The sequence below is a fragment of the Enterococcus sp. NPDC086594 genome (assembly GCF_044746145.1).
GTDB classification, from domain to species: Bacteria; Bacillota; Bacilli; order Lactobacillales; family Enterococcaceae; genus Enterococcus_D; species Enterococcus_D entomosocium.
On record NZ_JBIVBP010000001.1, the window covers coordinates 371,739 to 392,279 of the forward strand.

Sequence of the window (20,541 nt, forward strand, 5' to 3'; positions counted from 1 at the left end):
TTGGTGGCAACTATTCACTGGTTCGCGAATTTTTGATCAAGCGGGCACGGATGATCGCTGTTTCTTGCTGTATCTGCTTTTGTAGATCTTGCAACAGTATTTCATTTGTCTCATCAAGATCAATCAAGGTATAGGCGACTCCGGCTTTTCTCTCACTCGCCAAATTATCGATATCTACGCCTGCTTCAGAAATGATCCGCAATAGCGGGGCAAAAGCACCAGGCTTGTCGTGATAAAACAGCGCCAAGCGATACGGTGCCAAAAAAGGCAACTCTGCATGAGGAAAATTGACCGATTCTTGAATCGTCCCAGCGCGCAAATAGGCATGCATGCGATCAAAAACTACGTGATCCCCCTTTTCCAAGGCATTGGTAGTACTGCCGCCGATATGCGGATAACACAACACTTTCGGTTGTCCGATCAAGCCGGCACTAGGAAAGTCGGTGATGTATTGTTTGAGCTGATTTTTGGCTAGTGCTTCTAAGACGGCTGCTTCTTCCACGATCTCCCCGCGCCCAAAATTCATCAACACTGCATTTTTTTTCATCTGCTGAATCGTTTGTCGATTCAGCAAGCCGTGGGTCTCTTGACTCAAAGGAAGCAAAACCACCACAAAATCTGATTCGGCCAACAGCACGTGCAAGTCACTAACTTGTTCGTAATCGTGGGCCGCTTTTTTCGTACGGGCATAGCCGAGGACTTCCATTCCTAACTGGTGACAGGCTTTTGCCACCCGTTCACCGATCTCTCCTAAGCCTAAAATACCGATGGTTTTTCCAGCTAATTCTTCGCCGATCACTTCTTTTCGCCGTTCTTCAGCTACCTTCAACACATCTTCTGCTTCAATTTGACCTGACGTTAGCTCTTCTTGCAAATCAGCTACCGTCTGGATGGCTTTGAATAAGGGGCGAACGCTGAGAAACAAATTGGAGAGCACCAATTCTTTGACTGCATTGGCATTGACACCTGGACTATTGAAGACTACTGTGCCATTTTGAGTACACCGTGCCAAATCGATCGTATTGGTGCCTGTTCCTGAGCGAGCGATCACAGCTAATTCTGGTGTGATCAATTCGTTAGGAACCGTTGAACTGCGTACAAACAGCGCCTCTGGGGCCGCTTGATTTTTTAACGAGTATCCTTTTTTGATTGCTCGCTTACCTATCGTTTCGGTCATCTTATCTAACTGATAAATCGTCTCCATAAAGCAGACCTCCTTTTGTCTTTAGTGCGTATTAGTCAAATAGTACAAAAAAGTGCGGTAAAATGATAGCAATACGCAAGAGAGGATGATTACTATGCACCTATCGATCACAAATTTTCCAGATGAACAGCCGATCGTTGGCAAAGACTCGCAGCTTCAAGACACAACTTTAGGAGACTATGTCGAAATTGGCGAAGCCAATCACATTGATCATTCTTCCATCGGCAATTATACCTATACGGGGCAATATTGCTTTATTCAGAACAGTCAATTAGGACGTTTTATCAGTATCGCAGCGATGGTCCGCATCGGCCCCACCAATCATCCCTATGAACGCCCTAGTCAGCATCTTTTTGCCTATAATGGCGAAGGCTATGGATTTGCGCCAAAGGACGAGTCCTTCTTAGAAAAACGCAAAGCAAAAACGACCGTCATTGGCAATGATGTCTGGATCGGCCACGGTGCCGTGATCCAATCTGGTTTGACCGTCGGTGATGGTGCCGTGATCGCCTCAAACGCAGTCGTAACCAAAGATGTGCCGCCTTATGCGATCGTCGGCGGGGTTCCAGCAAAAGTGATCAAATACCGCTTTGATCCAGAAACGATCACTGCTTTACAAGAAATCGCTTGGTGGAATTGGAGTCGTGCAGAATTAGAAGCACGCTATCTGGATTTCCGGCTCCCAATCGAAGATTTTATAGTAAAATACACCCGTTGATTATGCGCTTTTTCCGCTTAGTACGAGGAATGAATGATAACACATCACAGTCATTCATTCTTCGAAAGTCTTTGAGGGAAGGATTTTTTAGAAATAAATAAAAAACACTGAAAATCTATTGTATCGAGAAATTCCTGTGCTAAAATGGAGAAATCAAATGAAATTTTTCACGAACTTTTAAAGGAGTGTTCTATTTGACCATTTTAGACTATCGTCCATTAAATCTTTACACCAATTACCGCGAAGCTGCCGAGGCATTTCCTGACACAACCATCATCCACGATGAAGTGCTGCCAGCATTTCCTGAACTTGGCTATCGTAGTACTTACCGTTCGAGCCATGAAATGATTTTAAAACGTGCTTACCAACTTGCTGCACTAGGCGTGCAAGCCGGCGATAAAATCATTCTTTATAAATCTTCAAAATTCGATACCTATTTATTAGCAACGGCTGCTTCTTACCTTGGCGCAGTGCCTGCTATGATCTCTTACCATTTCCCTGCTGAAACCATCGAAGTGTTTGTGGATCGCTTAGAAGATCCATTCATCTTATTTGATGAAGAAACCGAAGGCCGCGTCGCACAAGTGAAAAATAGCAGTACTGACAAACAGATTGCTGTTCGTCATCTGCTGCAACAACCCGCGGAACCAGTGGCCCAAACTGAGTTACCAGTGGATCAAATTTCTTATATGACCCACACTTCTGGAACAACGGGTATTCCAAAATTGATTTGTCATTCGGCAAACTCCATGGGCTGGCGGACAAAATGGCAAAAAACGATCTTCACCAAGATTGATCGCACCAAGGCAGACTCTGATTTAGTGGCGTTCCATATTTCACCGGTGCACTCCCGCTTCAATATCGGCATCTCATCCTTGATGGCGATGGGCTTTCCGATGATGCCATTAGCCAATGCCAACGGCGCTCATGTCGTAGGCATGCTAAAAGAATATCCACCAATCGCTTTGGAAACTCATCCAAACAATTTTGTCCAATGGAGCTTTGTGGCAAAAGAACAACCAGATGCTTTCGCCAATATTCGCTATTACCATTCAACCTTTGATGCCATCAACAACCAAACAATGGCCACTTTTTTAAATACTTCAGCAACAAAAGAAGCAATCTTTTTGCAAGTCTATGGTCAAAGTGAATGCGGGCCAATGATCCTAAAAGCACATACCTTAGAAAGCATCGCTACCAACGATGCCCGTGATATGGGTGTGGGTCTCGAGGACTTAACGAGAGCACGGATCGCCGATGCAGAGGGCAACGAGCTGCCAGCCAATACCGATGGGCACATCCATTTCCTTTCAAAAGGACGCGCGTTGACCTATTATAAAGAAGATCAGCGTTTTGCTGACAATGTCTATGGCGCTTGGTGGGACAGTGGAGACTACGGCATGATGGATGATCAGGGACATCTTTACTTAAAAGACCGTCAAGTGGACTTGATCAAAAATATTGAAAGCAATCTTGCCTTGGAAGACCTTTTGCTGGATCATTTAGACTTCCTTGCCGAAGTTGTGATTGTTCGCGACAAAGAAAACTCACCACAACCAATCATTGCTTTAGCGCCAAATCGTGAAATGGATTGGGATGCTTGGTGGAAAATGGTGGAAGACCTCCCTCACCTCAATCAACCAATTTTACGCGACTACGAAGATATCCCACGAACAGCAACCATGAAAGTTCAACGACTACAAATTGAAAAAGAATTCAAAAACGCAGACTAAAACAAAAGAAACGGCCAGCAGATTTCCCTGCTGGCCGTTTCTTTTGCTTTCGCTGTGTTTTCTTTCGCTGCGGTTATTCTTTCGCTGACCGTTTTCTTGAGTAGATACGTTCTTTAGATTGCCCATATTGACTTAGCTTTGTTTCAGCTAATGTGATACCAAAGCCCTTTCCATCAGGTACCAGCAGCTTTCCTTCATGCAAAGTTGCAGGCTGTGTAATGACATCATCATAAAAGTAACGGTCAGAAGCGGAAAGGTCCCCGGGAAAATGGAAAATATCTTGACTCGCAAATTGCAAATTCATGGCTCGTCCTACACCAGACTCAAACATGCCGCCTAACCAAACGAGTAGTCCATGGGTTTGACATCGATCAAGGATTCGCAAAGCTTCGGTGATCCCACCGACACGAGGGATTTTCAGGTTGATCGCACGGCAGCTGTCCAGTGCTGCGACTGTATCGACGTCTTCTGCCGTTCGAATATCTTCATCCAAACATAGAGGCGTCTTCATCTGTCGCTGTAGCTGACTGTGCCCCACCAGATCTCGTACCTTAAGGGGTTGCTCGATCATCACCAAGCCTAAGTCATCAAGTGCCAAAATGCGTTCAGGCTCATTTTGATAGGCCCCGTTCGCATCTGCCATCAAAAGCAATTCTGGAAAGGCTTGTCGAATCGCTCGCAAGGGTGCCACATCTTGCCCCGGCTTGATTTTTAACTTGATTCGTTGATACCCTTGGGCGACATAAGCGGCAACAAGAGCCATTAGTTTTTCGACAGAGTCTTGCATGCCGATACTAACGCCAACAGCGACACTCGGTCGGGTCGCGGTATACAGCTCTTTCACACTTTGATGCGTCTGCTTGCCATATAGATCCCAAATTGCTGTTTCCAAAGCCGATTTTGCCATGTAGTTTCCTTGGACCGTTTGAAACAATTGCCAAACTTCTTGCGGATGCTCGATCTCCTGGTCAATCAATAATGGGATCAGTGCTGTTTCAATCACTTGTCGAGCAGAAAAGAGGGTTTCTTCAATGTAATCTGGCTGCTCAAAAGCGACCAATTCACCGATGCCCACCGTTCCATCCTCTGCAGTCACCAAATAAAGATCAAAGGCTTTTTCTGTTAATTGTCCGTAACTTGTCACAAAGGGTTGTTTGAGGGGCAAGCGACAGGCGATGCGTTCAATTTTCTCAATCTTCATTGCGTTCTCTCCTTGTCAATCAGCTGACTGTGGCCTCGATCCTTTTACAAACCATTGATCGATTTCATGACGAACCTGTGTCGGCTGTTCTAAATGGATACAATGTCCAGCATTAGCAACGACTTTGATGGTCATCTCTGGTTGCAGCTGCTTCATTTGGTGGGCGATTTTCCGAAACTTTAAATCTTTTTCCCCCGCTAAATAAAGAATTTCACAAGCTAGCTGCGGAAGTGCCGACCAACAGCTTGGCTGTTTGCCAGTACCACCGTAAACCAAGCTTACTGCCAAGCCAAATTTATTTTGCTGCAAGCGTCCTTGGCGTACAGCAGCCTGCTGCACTAAGGGCAGCTCCTTTTGACTAGCAAACAACGGCAGTTCTTGCCAGTAATCGACAAAATCGACCAAAGGCTCCCTTAGTAAGCGCAATCCTAAGCGGCGATCGTGCCGCTGACGAGCGAGTCGTTCTGCTGGATCAGCCAACCCGGGGGAACCACTCTCAAGCAAAAGATGGGTCACTGCAGCTGGTTCCTTGACTGCCCAGACAAGTGCGATTCGTGCCCCCATCGAGTAGCCATAAAGACCATAGCGTTCAATCCCTAACTTCGCTAAAAGCTGTGCGAGATCATCCACCAGTAAAGGAATTTCATAACGCATGGGATGGACATAAATCGATGACCGTCCATGTCCAATCAAGTCGACTGCCAATACATTATAAGAACCTTCCTCTACAAAAACCGGTCGAAAACTTTCCGAAGAACCCGTGAAGCCATGCAATGCCACAAGGGTTGGTAAGGCTGGTCGGTACGGTTGCAACCACTGATAAAAATAACTGACGCCATTTATCGTGTCCCTCATTGCTGCGCTCCCGCCTCGCTAAACTGCTGTTGCAGTGCTTGCCAAGTGTTGACCGGATCTTTTTGATCACCCTTCACTTCGATTATTTGAAAACGCGGCTGTTGGCTTGTTTTCGTTAAAATCGTTTGAAACTCTAGCAAAGAGGTCGGTGTGTGCCAATCTGCCTCATATAAGGCCGCCACTTTTTGAAACTCAAGGTCTAACGGCGTGCCAAAGAGCGGGACAAAGTCGTTTGGTTCTAAGGTGTTTTGTGACAAAAAGGAAAAGATCCCACCACCGTTATTATTCAGTAAAATGATCGTTATTGGCAATTGATACTGACGCAGTAGTTGTAGGCCGTTCATATCATGGTACAACGCTAAATCACCAATCAACAAGTAGGTAGGCTTTTGACTGGCGGAAGCAATCCCAGCTACGGTCGAGACAAGGCCGTCGATCCCATTGACGCCCCGATTTCCATACACTCGATAAGTGGAGGAAGTTTTGCTGCCGTAGCGATCAAAGAAACGGATCGCATTGCTGTTTGCCAAAAGAATTTGCGCTTCTTCAGGTAGACATTGTTGGAGCATGCGCACAGCGCTGCTCTCATCCCATTGTTTCAACTGCGGACTTGCAGCAATCACCTGATCTGCCCGCGCTTGAAGTGCTTGCCATTGTTGTTGCCACGCCGTATGTTTGACGATCGGCAACTGGGTGATGGCCGCCACGAAAGTGCTGATCGCTGCTTCGATCAAATAGTTTGCCCGATGCAACTGGTCTTGCCACTGTCCCGATGGATCAACAAAGAGCCACGTCGTCGTATCCGCTGCTTTGTTCAACCATAATAGGACATTTTTAGTGACTGGTAAGCGACCAAAACGCACGACCACTTCTGGTTGGAAGGCAGAAGTCAATTGCGGGAAAACAAGATCGGCTTGACTGATAAATGTTCCTACTTTGGTACCGGCTGTCGCCAGATTGGTCAATGGATCGCCGACAATCGGCCAGCCTAATTTCTCTGAAAAAGCCAGCAACTGCTGCGCTTCTTCGATCGTAAGGCTTTCTCCAGCAATCAGAATACCTTTTTTACCAAAGTAAGGAGCTAGCTGGGTGATCATCTCTGCTGACAGCTCTTGTTGTGGTGCCAGATAGCTCACGTCTTGCTGAATACTGCATTGGCGACTAAAGTCAGGCAACAGCGGCTCCCGTAATGGAAAGTTGATTTGGACCGGGCCTTTCGGCTGTTTTTGCGCTTCGATCGTGCAAGTTGCAGCTTGCCAAAAACTATAACGCAACAAAGCAGGATCGTTTTCTGGCACGGTCATCTCTACCATCTTTTTGACGTGAGAGGCATACAAATTCTGTTGGTCCATCGCTTGTGGCGCCCCAACGCCCCGCAGTTCTGGCGGGCGATCAGCCGTTAAGACGATCAATGGCAAGTTGGTGGCCTCTGCTTCACAAATTGCTGGATAATAATTGGCTGCTGCAGTTCCAGAAGTACACAGTAAGATTGTCGGTTGGAGATCAACTTTGGACATCCCTAAAGCAAAAAAAGCAGCCGAACGTTCATCGACAGCCACCATACAGGTGATCTCAGGATCACGATGCAATAGTAGCGCCAATGGCGTTGAGCGTGAACCGGGACTAATAACCGCTCGCTTCGCACCCGCTGCTTTTAGTCCTTGGATTGCCGCTAATAAATAGTCTGTCATGACTGTCTGGTTATTCATCTCCTAAGATCCCTCTCCTCATCGGTTGAAATTTTAACCGTGTTTCTTGACGTTCGGATTCCGCATCTGAATCGGCAACGATCCCACAGCCTGCATACAGCGTTGCTTGATTGCCGCTAAAGAATCCTGAGCGGATCGCCACAGCAAACTCGCCAATATCTTCTTGAATACCCAACCAACCGATCGGTCCACCGTACATCCCTCTGCTGGCTGGTTCATGGGTACGAATCCATGAGACGGCTGCTTCTTTCGGTTCTCCCCCCAATGCTGGGGTCGGGTGTAGTTTTTGCACGGCGCTCAGAAAATTGACTCCTGCTTTTCTTTGCCCTGCTAAAGGAACAAACAAATGCTGAATGTCACGATTCTTGATGACGGAGCGGGCTTCTGATTGAAAACCGTCAGCTAACAAAGTAGCCAATGCCGTTTCCAAGCGATCGACAACTACTTGATGTTCATGGGTATTTTTTGCGTCCGCTAAGAGGGCTTGTGCCAGTGCCTCATCTTCTTCTTTGGTTTTGCCTCTTGGCGCGGAACCTGCGATACTTACCGTTTCAAATTGATCGACAGTCGCTTTTAGCAAGCGTTCTGGCGTCGCACCAGCAAAAACATGTCCCCCATGTTCGATGGCAAAAAGATAGGTATTCGGCTGCTGTTGCGCCAACCGTTGCAACACCGCAGCACTAATGATCGACTGCTTCGTTTCTATCTTCATTCTCCTGGCCAGAACCACTTTTTTCAACAATGTTTCAGTCGAGCGAATGGCTGCCACTGTCTCTTCGACCGCTTGCAGCCATTGGGGCACCTCTAGTTCCTCTTGTGCCTGAAAAGCAGGCGTTTCTGCTACAAGACTCTTGTCCGGGTTGGCATTCAACCAGCTTGCGACTTTTTCCTGTAAGGCAGCGACTTTTTGTTGTCGTTGTTCCTCGGAAGAAGCGGCTACTGTATAAACGACGCCACACTGATCATCAGTTTTGCTGACCAGTATTTCTGGCAACGCAAAGAGACCGGCACCTAGCTCAGCCCAATCCTGACTGACTTCTGCCTGTTCATCAAAAGCAAAGCCGCCAACTAACTGCGCCTGAAAAGGTGCCTCTGGTTGATAGTGGGCTTGCTTTAAGAGAGAGCGGACTTCTGAAAAGTCTGCAAGTTTAGGTTGCGAAAAAGTGGCTAACCAACCCAACCCTACCAGACTAGTCGTTTCATCAGGGGTACGCCAGAAATAGCGTTCCCCTTGATATTCTTGTGCCGCTGCATAAAGAGCCAGTAAGTCACACCTTTTTAAAGGCTGATACTCACTCAAATAGGTTTTCCCGGCAGCGATCGCTGCTTCATAATTACTTGATGATTTGCTGTTCAATGTAGTTCACTCTTTCTTCACTCAGCAATAGCCGTTTTAAAAGTTTGCCGCTTGCTGTGCGCGGCATTTCTCGCACGTGATAAAAACGGCGCGGAAATTTATAATGGGCGATCTGCCCTTCTAATGTATTCAACAACGCTTGGAGTCGGACGGACTCATTTAACGTTAAATAAGCCGCGACAGATTGTCCCCACTCCTCGTCTGGTTCCCCCACCACAGCTGCCTCTTTGACCGCTGGATGCTGCAACAAGGCTTGCTCCACTTCTGCGGGATAGATGTTTTCTCCACCAGATATGATCAGTTCGCTTGCACGACTGACTACATACAAAAAGCCCTCTTGATCAAGATACCCTAGATCTCCTGTGGCAAACCAGCCCTCTTGGTCCCACTGCTGTGGACTGCGATCGTTTAAGTAACGGGTCGTGATCGCCGGTCCTTGCAGTTGTATCTCTCCGATCGACTGGGTACTTTCAGCAGTCCGATGATCTGCCATTTTCGCATCAACCGCAATTCGTAGATGGACACCTTGCAGGGGAACCCCTGAGGAGCCGATTTTTTCTGAAGCTTTTTCTGGCGGCAATGCCACCACTTGTGAACAGGTTTCTGTCATCCCATAGGATTGGATCACAGAAAGCTGTTTTTGCTGGCATTTTTCCAATATACTTTTGGCAATGGGCCCGCCGCCTAGCAGTACATAACGCAACGAATCAAAGCCTTGTTGGGGCACCAATGGCAGCAAATCTGTCAACATTTTCGCCACCAAAGAAACGATCGTCCCTTTTCCTGCCTCAAGATCTTTCGCCATTTCTCCAGCATCAAAGCGCTCATACAAACGAACACTCATTCCAAGTCGCAAGGAACGCAAGAGAATTGATAATCCACTGATATGATACAGCGGAACTGCACAAAGCCAACAATCCTCACTAGTGATCGTTAAGTTCTTTTGAGTCGCTTCGGCACTTGCTAGATGATTCCTAAAGGTTTGCGGCACACCCTTAGGATTGCCCGTCGTACCGGATGTATACATAATCGAAGCTACTTGTTCTGCTTGATAGATTGCTTTATTAGGAACAAACGAAGGATCAATAGAACTGGCAAGAGCCTTCGCCTGTTCCATCGCTTGTCCAAAGGTCATGCTGCGAACACCCGAGACCGCAATCTTATCTGCCGTGATCACCCAGTCGCAGTGGGCATCTTGCAATTGGAAGGTGATTTCAGCGGCTGTCAATCGCGTATTCAACAGCTGGACTTCGATCCCCAACTCCCACAACGCAAGGATCGTAAAAACCAATTCAGGGGAGTTATTGCTAAAAAGGGCTACCCGGTTTGGCAGAACAACGAATTGGGCTTGATAATAAGCAGCATAAGCATAAACCTCTTTTTGCAAGGCAGCAAACGACCAGCTTTTTTCATGCCAATAAAAAGCTGGTCGTTCTGGATGAAGTTGTGCTTGCCTTTGCAGCCAACTCCCAGTCATTATGGGAATTTAGGGAATTGGTCGAAGTCTGGTTGACGTTTTTCTTTAAACGCGTCACGACCTTCTTTGGCTTCATCCATCGTGTAATACAATAAGGTCGCATCGCCAGCTAATTGCTGAATGCCAGCTAATCCATCCGTATCGGCATTCATTGATGCTTTGATCATACGTAACGCCAACGGGCTCTTTTGCAGCATCGTTTCGGCCCATTCCATCGTTTCATCTTCTACTCGATCAAGAGGAACGACTGTATTGATCCAGTTCATCGCCAATGCTTCTTCGGCAGTATATTGTTTTGTCATGAACCAAACTTCCTTGGCTTTTTTATGTCCGATCGTCCGTGCAAGATAGCCCGAACCATAGCCACCATCAAAACTACCGACATTTGGTCCTGTTTGACCAAATTTAGCGTTGTCAGCGGCAATCGTTAAATCACAAACCAATTGTAAAACATTTCCGCCGCCGATCGACCAGCCTTTAACCATGGCGATCACCGGTTTTGGCAACGTTCGGATCAAGCGTTGCAGATCCAATACGTTTAAGCGAGGAACCTGATCTTCCCCAACATAGCCACCGTGACCACGGACTTTTTGGTCTCCGCCTGAACAAAAGGCTTTGTCGCCGGCGCCTGTCAAAATAATCACCCCGATGCCTGGTTCATCGCGACTGATTGAAAACGCATCAATCATTTCAAACACCGTTTTTGGTGTAAACGCATTGTGGACTTCTGGGCGGTTGATCGTGATCTTCGCCACTTTTCCATGTTGTTCAAATAAAATTTCATCATATTCCTTTAAGGTTTTCCATTCTCTCATTACTTGTTCCTCCTCAATTCACATAGCTCTATTATACACATATCTAGTCGCTTTTCGTTAGAAATTGCTTTGGTTAAGGGAATTTCTTAAGACTTCTCCCCCTGTTGCCGACTTTCTGAGAACTTCGGCTATTTCTAACAAAACTCGTGCTATAATCATGGTAACTTTCTTAGAAAAAGGAGCAAAAAATGAACTTACTAGAAGCCTTAGAAATCGAAGTAGAAGCAGCAACAGCCGATTTTGTTCGTTTACGGATGCCCATCAAAGAACAGCACAAACAGCCTTTTGGTCTCGTTCACGGTGGCATTAACGGCGTTTTGATCGAGACTGCCTGCAGCATCGGCGCCAATCAAGCTTTGGCTCAAGAAGAAGCCTTCGCCGCCGGCGTTGACCTACAAGTCAACCATCTAGCCGCCGCTCAAGAAGGAACCCTGATCGTAGAAGCTAGTCCTGATCGTATCGGCGCTCGTATCCAAACTTGGCAAGCCACTATTTGGTTAGCTAGCGGGTTAAAAACTGCCGTTGGTCGCTGTACCTTGACGACAGTGCGCAAATAATTCTTTTCGCTCCTGTGTTGTAAACACGGGAGCATTTTTGGCCTGCTTTGAAGAAAGATGCCACCAGTTAACCCTTTATCAAAGATATTCTTTCATTATAAAGATATTGAGAATATGAGCGTAGTTTTTTCAAAAGGTACGTTGTTTTTTTACAGAATAGGGGTCTTTCGTTATAATGTAGCTAAGAAAGCGAGGCTTATTATGAAAAATAACCGATTGATCCACTTTTTAGGCGGCAAAACAAGCTATTATGTCTTAGGACTGATTATCTTGTCGGCAGTTGCTGTCTTTTTGCTAAATCAGATTTCTTTTTTATTTACACCCTTTTCAGCCATACTTACAGCTATTATCCCCCCCTTTTTATTTGGGCTGATCCTTTACTATCTGTTTAACCCGGTGGTCGATAAATTGGAATCGAAAAAAATTCCCCGCAGTGTTTCGATTGCTGGGATCTATCTTTTGATTCTTTTGTTGATCGTCTTTGCTGGTTTCCAGCTTTACCCGATTTTGGAGCAGCAAACCACCGATCTGATCAACAGCTTACCAAGTTTGGTCAGTGACTTTGAGAAAAACGCGACCGCCTTTTTAGAAAATACCCCGTTTCAAGATGAGATGGCACAAATTACAGACACATTGCAAAATATCACCAACAACATCATGAGTTTTATTGGGGACTATTGGGAAACTGGTGCTGCTGGGCTCAGCAGTTTGTTTTCAACGATATCGACCTTGTTCATCGCTTTGTTTACGGGACCGATCATTGCCTTTTTCTTATTGCGCAACCCCAACAAGTTTTATTTTTCGGTTCTCTCGTTAGTGCCACCACGTTTTCGCAAAGACTTTAATGAAATCGTCAAGATCTCTGACATACAAGTCGGTGCCTTTTTGAAAGGACAAATCATTTCTTCCTTGATTTTAGGGGCGATCTATTGGGTCGTTTTCCTATTGATTGGCTTAGAGTATGCCAGTATTCTGGCGATCGCCGCTGGTCTGCTTTGCATCATCCCCTATATTGGTCCTTTTATCGTCTTTTTCCCGGGACTTTTCATTGCCGCACAAGACTCCACCGGGATGTTGGTTAAATTTTTGATTGCTTGGTTTGCTGTACAGTTGCTTCATGGGGATTTAGTCGTGCCCCGTGTGATGGGTGACCGATTGAAAATTCATCCTATTACGATTCTGGTTGTTTTATTAGTGATGGGTGATTTGATGGGGATCGTTGGGGTGATTTTCGGGATCCCAATTTATTGTCTGCTAAAAGTTCTTGTCGTTTACGTGTTCCGCAAATTCAAGCAGCGCTATAACCGCTATTACGGTCAAGAAGGCAAATACTTCCACAGTGCCTTCACTAGCAAAGATTACCTAGGTGACGAAGACAAAGACCCCAAGAAAAAAACCTAAAAAAACTGTCGCGAATCGTTGGTTCGCGACAGTTTTTTGGTCTATTTTATTTCATCTCATGTTCCAAAAAGAAATGATAGAGCGCCCCTAATAAGTTGGCATCGTTTTGAAATTTGCACGCTTGGATCTCCGGCTTCGTCAAAGTCTGCTGCAAAATCGGTAAACTAGCTAGCAGTTGCTGATACTGACGGTCGATTTCTTCCACCACGATTGCTTGGGCACTGATGCCCCCGCCAATCACGAAGCGCTCTAAGTCGATCACGGCTTGAACATTGAGCATGACACACGCGATTTCTCGGCAATACGCTGTAAACAGCGCCCAGACCTGTGGTTGTTTCTGATTGATGGCGTCAAAAACTGCTTCACCATCCGCAAGATCAGCTAAGCCTAGCAGTTGGGCGCTGCGACGAATCATGGCGACCGCTGAACCGCTAAAACCTGCCAATTGCTGCAGGGTCAATCCCTGATTGACTGGTTGCTCAGCGTTTTCTTGAGTGTCACTTCTCTTAGTGGCATTTAGTAGAAAACTTAATTCCCCGGCTTGAAAATGTGCACCTTGGATCAGTTTTCCCTCAACGATTACGCCACCGCCCAAACCAGTACCTAATGTTATGGCAGCTCCGTTTTGAATCCCTTTAAGGTTTCCTAGCCACCATTCAGCTAATGCGGCTGCTTTGCCATCGTTGGTCACAGCAAGCGGCATTTGATACTTTGCCAGCAGCTGTTTTAAGGAGACCCCATCTAAAAAAGGCAATGCCCCGCCAAACGAGATTGTCCCGGTCTCTGGGTTGACTTTTCCCGGGGTACTAACCGCAATGCCCCGAATGCTTCCATGAACGTCCTCAACGATCGTTTCAATCCCCGTCAAAAATTCCGCAAGACTTTTCGGCGTATCCATCCGTCCTCGTGTCAGAATATTCCCCGAACGATCAATGACAGCCGATTTGATTTTCGTGCCACCGATGTCGATGCTTAAATAGTTTTTATTCACTGAATCCCACCTTCTACTTCTACTGCCCATCGCAGGACGGTTTTGGCTTTATCTGGTGAGACTTTTCGCGGATCAGACAAATAGATTTCTCGATGCTGGAACGTGTCCATCGTTGGACGGATCACTAACTGTTCTTGTTTTAACAGCTCCTTCATTTGCGCAAATGTTTCCGCTTCAGTATCAAAAGAGCCTGTATGCATTGCTTGCAGACACAATCCTTCTTCATAGCGCTCAAAGATGAGCTTTTCTAGATTTGGATTGTCTTTCTTCTCTTTGACGGCCAAGAGCTGTTCTTGAAACAGTGTTTCCGTGACTGGTTCTGGTTGGCGAATCATGATTTTGTAGATCAATTCTTCTTTGTTGACGGCACCGTCTGGCTTTTTCAGAGAGGTCCACACACCTTCTAAAGGAAAGACCGTGTATTCAAAGGGTTCATTGCCAAAAGCCCCTTTTTTTAACCCCATCCTGAGTGAATAAGAAATCGTATATAAAGCGGCGATCTCTTCGCTGAATTCAGGTCGATTCGGATTGCCGCTGCCGCTTAAACTGATAAATTGATACGTTGGCACCTCGATCACTGTTGGTTTTTTGGGAAGATAGAGCTCTTTTTCTAGTTTGCGCCATTCATACTTCATAAGGACCCTCCTCGATTTGCTTTTCTTTATTTTACCATGAATCACTTGAGCCGAACGAATGAAATATAGACTGTTTAAGTGAAGGAAAATAACTTGGTCAGCACCATTTTCATACTGAAACTAGTTTGACATTACAGAAATTTCTCTATCTTCCTTGCCTTCGCTCATTGTTTTACTATGGCAATCTCCTTTCTTCTATCTTTTCAAATACAAAAACTGCAGAAATCAATTCAAGAAGAGAGTGATTTCTGCAGTGATCGAGCCTCGGCTCTTTTTTTATTGTCTTACAGCCTCATTAGCAGCAAAGCGTTTTGAAAAATGTTGTTCTAATCGCTTTTGACCGGCTTCAATCAAAATGCACAACAGCCAATAGATGATGGCAACTAGCACGTACATGGACATGTAATCAAAAGTTCGTCCGCCAACGATCTTGGCTTTTTGAAAAATATCAGGAATCGTGATCATTGCTGCCAAGGAGGTTCCTTTCAACAAATCCATTGCCACATTACTCAATGCCGGTACAGATATACGAAAAGCTTGTGGCAAAATAATCAGACGCATCGTTTTCGTAAATGATAACCCTAACGCATAGGCAGCATCAAATTGCCCACGATCCACTCCAGCAATTGATCCTCGGTAGATTTCCCCGATAAATGCGCTGCTGGTCAATGTAAAACAGATGATCGCAGCACTAAGCGCCGACAATTGATAGGGCAAACCAAAATACAGGAGGAACAACAAGACCAACGCTGGGACGCCTCTTAGAAATGAGAGATAGCCCCGCACGAACCCTCTAATGATGGGGTTTTCCAGCATCCCTAAGAAGGTGAGCATGATCCCTAAGAGGTTGCCACCTAGAAAAGAAACGACAGCAATGCCGACCGTATAGGACAAGCCCGACAGCAAATAGGGCAATGAGTCCCACATCAACGGCAAATCAAGGGTTGGAATATACATTAGTCTGTTTCAACCGTTTGGATCGCTTGATCAGATTTTACTGAAATATCGGTTTGAAAATACGTTTCTGCAAGTTCTTTTAAACGGCCGTCTTCTTTCATTTCTGCTAAAACAGCATCCACTTTTTCCTGCAATGCTTTATGATCCTTCACAAATAAGAAGCCCGTTTCATTCGGATTAAAGTAGACATCTTCTAAAATTTTTACAGGGATATCTGGCAAAGCAGCAACCGCCATTTTTTGCAAATAGTAATCATTCAAGATCACATCCGTTCGACCATTCGCAACATCTGTCAAATACTGATCATTCGTTGCGTTGTCGTAAGTCACTAATTCTGCCCCATAAGATTCGGCTAAGCGCATGTAGCTGGTATTCGGTTCACCAGCAGCTTTTTTGCCATCCAAATCTTCTAAAGAAGCAATCCCTGAGTCATCACTTTTACGCACGATCATACTATCGAACGAGTATTTGATAGGCGTTGAGAGACTGAATTTTTCCGCCCGTTCATCCGTCAAACCAAAATCGTTGGCAGCAAAATCGGCTTCTCCACGTGTTAAAGAAGAAACTTGTCCATCGACATTGTACTCTTTAAATGTGATCTCTACGCCTAATCGTTTGGCGACTTCTTTTGCCACATCGACATCATAGCCCACTAATTCATTTTCATCGTTATAGTAAGACGATGGATACAAGGTTCCCGAAGTAGCAACAACCAATGTTTTGGCTTCTTCCACCTTGCTTAGACTTGAGTCTTCTTCCGTTGGTTTGCTGCAGGCACTTAACAGGACCCCCGTAAATAAACCTAAAAAGCCAACCATTGCAACGATTTTCCCTTTTCTAACTTGTTTCATAATATCCTCCTCTTAGTTTCCTTGTTTTGGCAACAGAAATCGTTGCTGTGTTTCAAATAAATAGCCGACTTGGAAAAGCAGATCTTCTCTGCCTTTAGACGCCATAAATTGGATCCCTAGCGGCAACCCTTCCTCGCTAAGAGCAGTTGGCAAGCTGATGGCTGGCTGCCCCGTTAAATTGGCTAATTGAGTGTAAGGTGTCAGAGTATAGCTCTTGGCAAACATTTCTTCGATCAACTCACCCGCAGCACTTTTTCCAAGCGATTCGATCTCATGCAGTCTTTGGCGAATGCTATCGCTTTGTAAGTCTTCCTCGATCAAAGGGGCTGGAAAAGCCGTCGTCGGTGTTAAAAAGAGATCATAGGTCGAAAAGACTTCTTCCATTTTTTCTGCCAGCTGATCCCACCACTGCAAGGCAAGAACGTAATCGGCGGCCGGCAGTTTTTTGCCATATTGGTAAAGTGCCCAGGTCATCAATTCCATCTCTTCCCGTCTGACCGGTTCTTGACGAGCAGCATCGATCTCAGCAAACATCGCAGCTGTTTCGCCACCATTCATGGCGTAATAGGTGGTCATCATTTGCTGACCATCCACTGGATAGCCCACTTCAATGACTTCGTGCCCCTGCTTTTCTAAAAATGCGGCTGCACTTCGGACTGCTTGGATGGCAGTTTCAGACACTTGGCCACCGGTCGGCGATGCGGTAGTAAAAGCAACCTTCAACCGCGGTTTTTGACTCGCTTGCTGATGATGCCATTCTACTTGCGGTGCCTGATAAGGGGCTGCCGGCTGTGACGTCCGCAACGCATAAAACAACTGTTCCGTATCACGCATAGAAAGCGTCAACGCAAAGTTGATGGAAGCGCCTTGCCAGCTGCGCCATTCACTAGGACCCACTGGCATCGTGCCACGGGTTGGCTTCAAACCGATCAATCCGCTAAAGGAAGCTGGAATGCGGATCGATCCGCCGCCATCACTGGCACCTGCAATCGGAAACATCCCCGAAGCCACTGCCGCTGCCGCACCACCACTGGAACCACCAGCTGAATAGGCAGGATTCCACGGATTACGTGTAGGCCCATACAATGTTGGATCAGTGATATTTTTGAATCCAAATTCTGGTGCATTGGTTTGCCCTAACGGCACAAAGCCCGCCTCTTCTAAACGAGAGACAAAATGAGCCGTGCGGCTGGCTCGTGCTTTTGCAAACAGTTTGGCTCCTGACGTTGCTGGCCACCCTGCTTTAGTTTGGCCGAGTATTTTTAACGGCATGGGTTGTCCACCAAAAACCGTTTTTTGAAGATGCTGCTCGTAATGCTGGATCGCTGCTTGCGGATCAAATGTTACAAGCGCATTCAAAAGCGAATTTTGTTGATTGACTTTTTCTTCGATCATCGCCACCCGCTCGGCAAAGCTGATTTGTCCTTGCCGCAATTGTTCCGCCCAATAGGTCGCATCTTGCATGCTTGTCCCTCCTTTTTCTCAATAACCTCAAACAATTATCTAAACTGTAACACATGGGAAATTCTTCTTTATATAGACTACAATATACCAAACACTAGGAAATCTTTCAACAAAAATAGAACAGTTTTTAAACCTGTATCACATCGTTATCAAACGTTCCAATCTTTTTACTACTGGCCGTCCACCAACGCTTTCTCTTAGCTGCCCGAATCATAACCTAACAAAAACGGCACATCGCCAAACGATGTGCCGTTTTGATTTACTTGTATTTTTCTTCCAGCTTGCTCATCCAAAGACCTAACCAAGCCCCCAAGACAAACAAGATAATTCCGATGACGGCCGTTACCCAAGTAAAGCCGCTATAGTTTGCCACCGGAGGAATCACGATCAAACCCGTTGAGGCAATAACGATCCCTAAAATGAAGTGATAGACTTTTGAATGATAATGCGTCAATAGCCACTCCATCAATTTCGAAAACAACAGCATCACTGCCAAGCCGCCAATGGCGATCGGTAGAAAGACCCCCATGATGTCAAAGCTCTTAAAGCCTTTCAACATCGGATCATAAAGTCCCAAAACGAGCAAAAGGTTTGAAGGACTCAAGCCAGGAACCAAAACACCTAACGCGATCAGACCGCCGGCGATCACAAAACCTATGAAATTGGCAGGGATCGTTCCTAAGATATCGCCCATAAAATAGAGGAACAAGAAGCCGATGACCATACTGCCGAAGAACCAAAGCAGATCGCCGGTTGTCCGTTTGCTTTTCAAGGTCGATTCTTTAGCAAGTGCTGGTAACGTCCCAATAATTGCCCCCGCAAAGCCCCACAAAACGATGATTTGATAGTTTTGCAGCAGCCACTCTAATGGCTTTGATAAAAGCCCGATCCCTACGATTCCCCCGATCCCTACTGGCAGGAAAAAGAGGAGATTCTCTTTAAAATTCTTCGTCAGATGTGCCATAAAGCGCAGCATCCGCTCATAAATGCCTAAGATGGCTGCCAATACGCCACCTGAAACACCAGGCAAGATAAAGCCCAAGGCAATCACCACGCCTTTAAGAAAACGTGACAAAATACTTTCGTTTCTCTGTTTTTCCATTTACAATTGCTCTCCTTAGCGATGGTTTTCACCAATCGTTCTTTTTTCATCAATCTCTTTAACTATACTTGATTGCCAAAAAAATGGAAAGTAATTTCTAATTCCTCATACAAAGGCAGATTTCAAAGTTCTTTCAGCATCAAGAAATCCGTCTGCTCATCATCCCCCATAAAAAAGGAATGACTGCCAACTCTTTCAAAGCCCATCGTATGATAAAAAGCCAACGCATTGTCGTTAAATTCCCAAACGCCTAACCAGATCGACTTTTTCTGCAGCTCTTTGGCGGTCTCTTGAGCAAACAGCAGCAGTGTTTTGCCATAGCCTCTGCGCTTATGTTCTTTTTTGATATAGATTCGTTCAATTTCCAACCCCTCTGGGGCAATCGCTTCCGTTTGCGCCTCACCCCAGTTAAGTTTGATATATCCTACGGTTTGATCATTTTCTTGTAAAAAATAAAACGCCGACTGCGGATTTTCTAACTCTCGGGTCAGTTTCGGCAGATTGTAGGCTTCTTCTAGATAGATACGAGTATTTTCCTCCGTATTGAAAGGAGCAAATGTATCGTAATAGGTGGATACGCTGATTTCTCCCAATTCTTCTAAATCTGCCAAAGTACATCGTTTGATAGCCATCAAAACGCCTCCTCATTTTTTCAAGCTATTCTATCACATCTCCATCATCCCTTGCAAAAGCAAAAAGGACAGACAGCTTTCCCCGCTGTCCGTCCTTTCATAGACTTACTCTTTTATAACCAAGAGCCAGAAAACTGATGGATCACCATCGTACTCGGATCTTCCTCGACCTCACCAGTGATATAGCTTTTTGGTGAAAACGTCATTTGCGGGAAGATTTCTACACCCTTAACGGTTTGTCGTTGATTATTCAATTCTAATCCGTGGTTTTGCAACAGTTCCGTCACTCGGATCACATTGGTGACGACATCTTCCGTTTTTTCTGCCCGGACAAATTTTCGGTCATCGTAATCGTGGTACCATTCTTCCATAAAGGGATGATGCGGCACCGCTCCAATGATCCCCGTAGAAATCTTGGTTTCGATCTCAAAGCCCATAAATGCCTCCAGTGTCAAGAGCACATCTAAAGGTTTGACCACCTCGATATCGGTATCCATATAAATACCGCCTTCTGTCACTAACGCATACAAACGAACCACATCTGACACAAATGCCCATTCTTCTTGGTCATAGGCCTCTTTTAGATAAGGACCGAATTTTGAAAGGTTGATCGTTGATTCATCCCAACGTTTGATCTCATAATCCGGACAATATTTTTTCCAGGTATCCATGTATTTCTTTTCTTGTTCACCTAATGGATTGCCGCCAAACCAGCAATAATGAATAATTTTTGGAATCATCAATCTCTCTCCTTTAGTTTATTGGTCTCTTTTAAGTGTAGCGGATTTTGCAATTGTTTCAAAATCATATACACTTTTTACGGCGAAAAGAACTGTTGGCTCTGCTCTTCAGGATCAGAAAGGATCATTGAAAAAAGCACCT

The 20,541-nt window shown here is 45.5% G+C and carries 19 protein-coding genes; 4 read left to right on the plus strand and 15 right to left on the minus strand.

Features of this window, described 5'->3' with window-relative positions; translation table 11 throughout:
* Positions 1-10: 10 nt before the first annotated feature.
* Positions 11-1,204, minus strand: coding sequence for an NAD(P)-dependent oxidoreductase (locus tag ACIPK1_RS01720; protein ID WP_086316482.1), 1,194 nt, complete (start codon positions 1,202-1,204; stop codon positions 11-13).
* 94 nt (positions 1,205-1,298) lie between these two features.
* Here ACIPK1_RS01720 and ACIPK1_RS01725 point away from each other — a divergent pair, with 94 nt between their 5' ends.
* Entirely contained in the window at positions 1,299-1,922 is a 624-nt protein-coding gene (locus tag ACIPK1_RS01725; RefSeq protein WP_008380829.1) for a DapH/DapD/GlmU-related protein, read from the plus strand.
* A 194-nt stretch (positions 1,923-2,116) separates the two neighbouring features.
* Positions 2,117-3,655 (plus strand): AMP-binding protein, encoded by a 1,539-nt coding sequence (locus tag ACIPK1_RS01730; protein ID WP_086316483.1) that lies wholly within the window; start codon positions 2,117-2,119, stop codon positions 3,653-3,655.
* A 73-nt stretch (positions 3,656-3,728) separates the two neighbouring features.
* Here ACIPK1_RS01730 and menC read toward each other — a convergent pair whose 3' ends face one another.
* From menC to menB, 6 genes are read right to left on the minus strand one after another with little or no spacing between them, the layout of a single operon-like run.
* Positions 3,729-4,856, minus strand: coding sequence for an o-succinylbenzoate synthase (gene menC, locus ACIPK1_RS01735; protein ID WP_301388755.1), 1,128 nt, complete (start codon positions 4,854-4,856; stop codon positions 3,729-3,731).
* Between the two features lie 15 nt (positions 4,857-4,871).
* Positions 4,872-5,711, minus strand: coding sequence for a 2-succinyl-6-hydroxy-2,4-cyclohexadiene-1-carboxylate synthase (gene menH, locus ACIPK1_RS01740; RefSeq protein WP_301388756.1), 840 nt, complete (start codon positions 5,709-5,711; stop codon positions 4,872-4,874).
* The gene (menD, locus tag ACIPK1_RS01745; protein ID WP_301388758.1) at positions 5,708-7,420 is read right to left on the minus strand and encodes a 2-succinyl-5-enolpyruvyl-6-hydroxy-3-cyclohexene-1-carboxylic-acid synthase; all 1,713 of its coding nucleotides are present in this window, start codon (positions 7,418-7,420) and stop codon (positions 5,708-5,710) included. Before menD ends, menH begins: the two co-directional genes overlap by 4 nt.
* The gene (locus ACIPK1_RS01750) at positions 7,413-8,777 is read right to left on the minus strand and encodes an isochorismate synthase (RefSeq protein ID WP_301388760.1); all 1,365 of its coding nucleotides are present in this window, start codon (positions 8,775-8,777) and stop codon (positions 7,413-7,415) included. Before ACIPK1_RS01750 ends, menD begins: the two co-directional genes overlap by 8 nt.
* Positions 8,755-10,254, minus strand: a complete 1,500-nt coding sequence (gene menE, locus ACIPK1_RS01755; RefSeq protein ID WP_301388762.1) for an o-succinylbenzoate--CoA ligase — start codon at positions 10,252-10,254, stop codon at positions 8,755-8,757. The genes ACIPK1_RS01750 and menE overlap by 23 nt, the downstream gene beginning before the upstream one ends.
* Positions 10,254-11,069, minus strand: a complete 816-nt coding sequence (menB, locus tag ACIPK1_RS01760) for a 1,4-dihydroxy-2-naphthoyl-CoA synthase (protein ID WP_005228595.1) — start codon at positions 11,067-11,069, stop codon at positions 10,254-10,256. The genes menE and menB overlap by 1 nt, the downstream gene beginning before the upstream one ends.
* 188 nt (positions 11,070-11,257) lie before the next feature.
* Here menB and ACIPK1_RS01765 point away from each other — a divergent pair, with 188 nt between their 5' ends.
* On the plus strand, positions 11,258-11,626 hold the full coding sequence (locus tag ACIPK1_RS01765) for a PaaI family thioesterase (protein WP_005234285.1): 369 nt from the start codon (positions 11,258-11,260) through the stop codon (positions 11,624-11,626).
* A gap of 201 nt (positions 11,627-11,827) precedes the next feature.
* The gene (locus ACIPK1_RS01770) at positions 11,828-13,027 is read left to right on the plus strand and encodes an AI-2E family transporter (protein WP_301388765.1); all 1,200 of its coding nucleotides are present in this window, start codon (positions 11,828-11,830) and stop codon (positions 13,025-13,027) included.
* Between the two features lie 46 nt (positions 13,028-13,073).
* Here ACIPK1_RS01770 and ACIPK1_RS01775 read toward each other — a convergent pair whose 3' ends face one another.
* From ACIPK1_RS01775 to ACIPK1_RS01810, 8 genes are all read right to left on the minus strand, one after another.
* On the minus strand, positions 13,074-14,018 hold the full coding sequence (locus ACIPK1_RS01775) for an ROK family protein (RefSeq protein ID WP_005234281.1): 945 nt from the start codon (positions 14,016-14,018) through the stop codon (positions 13,074-13,076).
* On the minus strand, positions 14,015-14,653 hold the full coding sequence (locus tag ACIPK1_RS01780) for a GyrI-like domain-containing protein (protein ID WP_060792813.1): 639 nt from the start codon (positions 14,651-14,653) through the stop codon (positions 14,015-14,017). Before ACIPK1_RS01780 ends, ACIPK1_RS01775 begins: the two co-directional genes overlap by 4 nt.
* A 276-nt stretch (positions 14,654-14,929) precedes the next feature.
* The gene (locus ACIPK1_RS01785) at positions 14,930-15,610 is read right to left on the minus strand and encodes an amino acid ABC transporter permease (RefSeq protein ID WP_005234278.1); all 681 of its coding nucleotides are present in this window, start codon (positions 15,608-15,610) and stop codon (positions 14,930-14,932) included.
* Positions 15,610-16,461 (minus strand): transporter substrate-binding domain-containing protein, encoded by an 852-nt coding sequence (locus ACIPK1_RS01790; RefSeq protein WP_005234276.1) that lies wholly within the window; start codon positions 16,459-16,461, stop codon positions 15,610-15,612. The genes ACIPK1_RS01785 and ACIPK1_RS01790 overlap by 1 nt, the downstream gene beginning before the upstream one ends.
* A 12-nt stretch (positions 16,462-16,473) precedes the next feature.
* Positions 16,474-17,925 carry an amidase gene (locus tag ACIPK1_RS01795; protein WP_005234274.1) on the minus strand — a complete coding sequence of 484 codons (1,452 nt, stop codon included), beginning with the start codon at positions 17,923-17,925 and terminating at the stop codon, positions 16,474-16,476.
* 259 nt (positions 17,926-18,184) lie between these two features.
* Positions 18,185-19,027, minus strand: coding sequence for a DUF368 domain-containing protein (locus tag ACIPK1_RS01800; protein WP_301388769.1), 843 nt, complete (start codon positions 19,025-19,027; stop codon positions 18,185-18,187).
* A gap of 122 nt (positions 19,028-19,149) precedes the next feature.
* The gene (locus ACIPK1_RS01805) at positions 19,150-19,659 is read right to left on the minus strand and encodes a GNAT family N-acetyltransferase (RefSeq protein WP_015510214.1); all 510 of its coding nucleotides are present in this window, start codon (positions 19,657-19,659) and stop codon (positions 19,150-19,152) included.
* A gap of 113 nt (positions 19,660-19,772) precedes the next feature.
* Positions 19,773-20,399, minus strand: a complete 627-nt coding sequence (locus ACIPK1_RS01810) for a glycosyltransferase family 32 protein (protein ID WP_400449789.1) — start codon at positions 20,397-20,399, stop codon at positions 19,773-19,775.
* Positions 20,400-20,541: the final 142 nt, after the last annotated feature.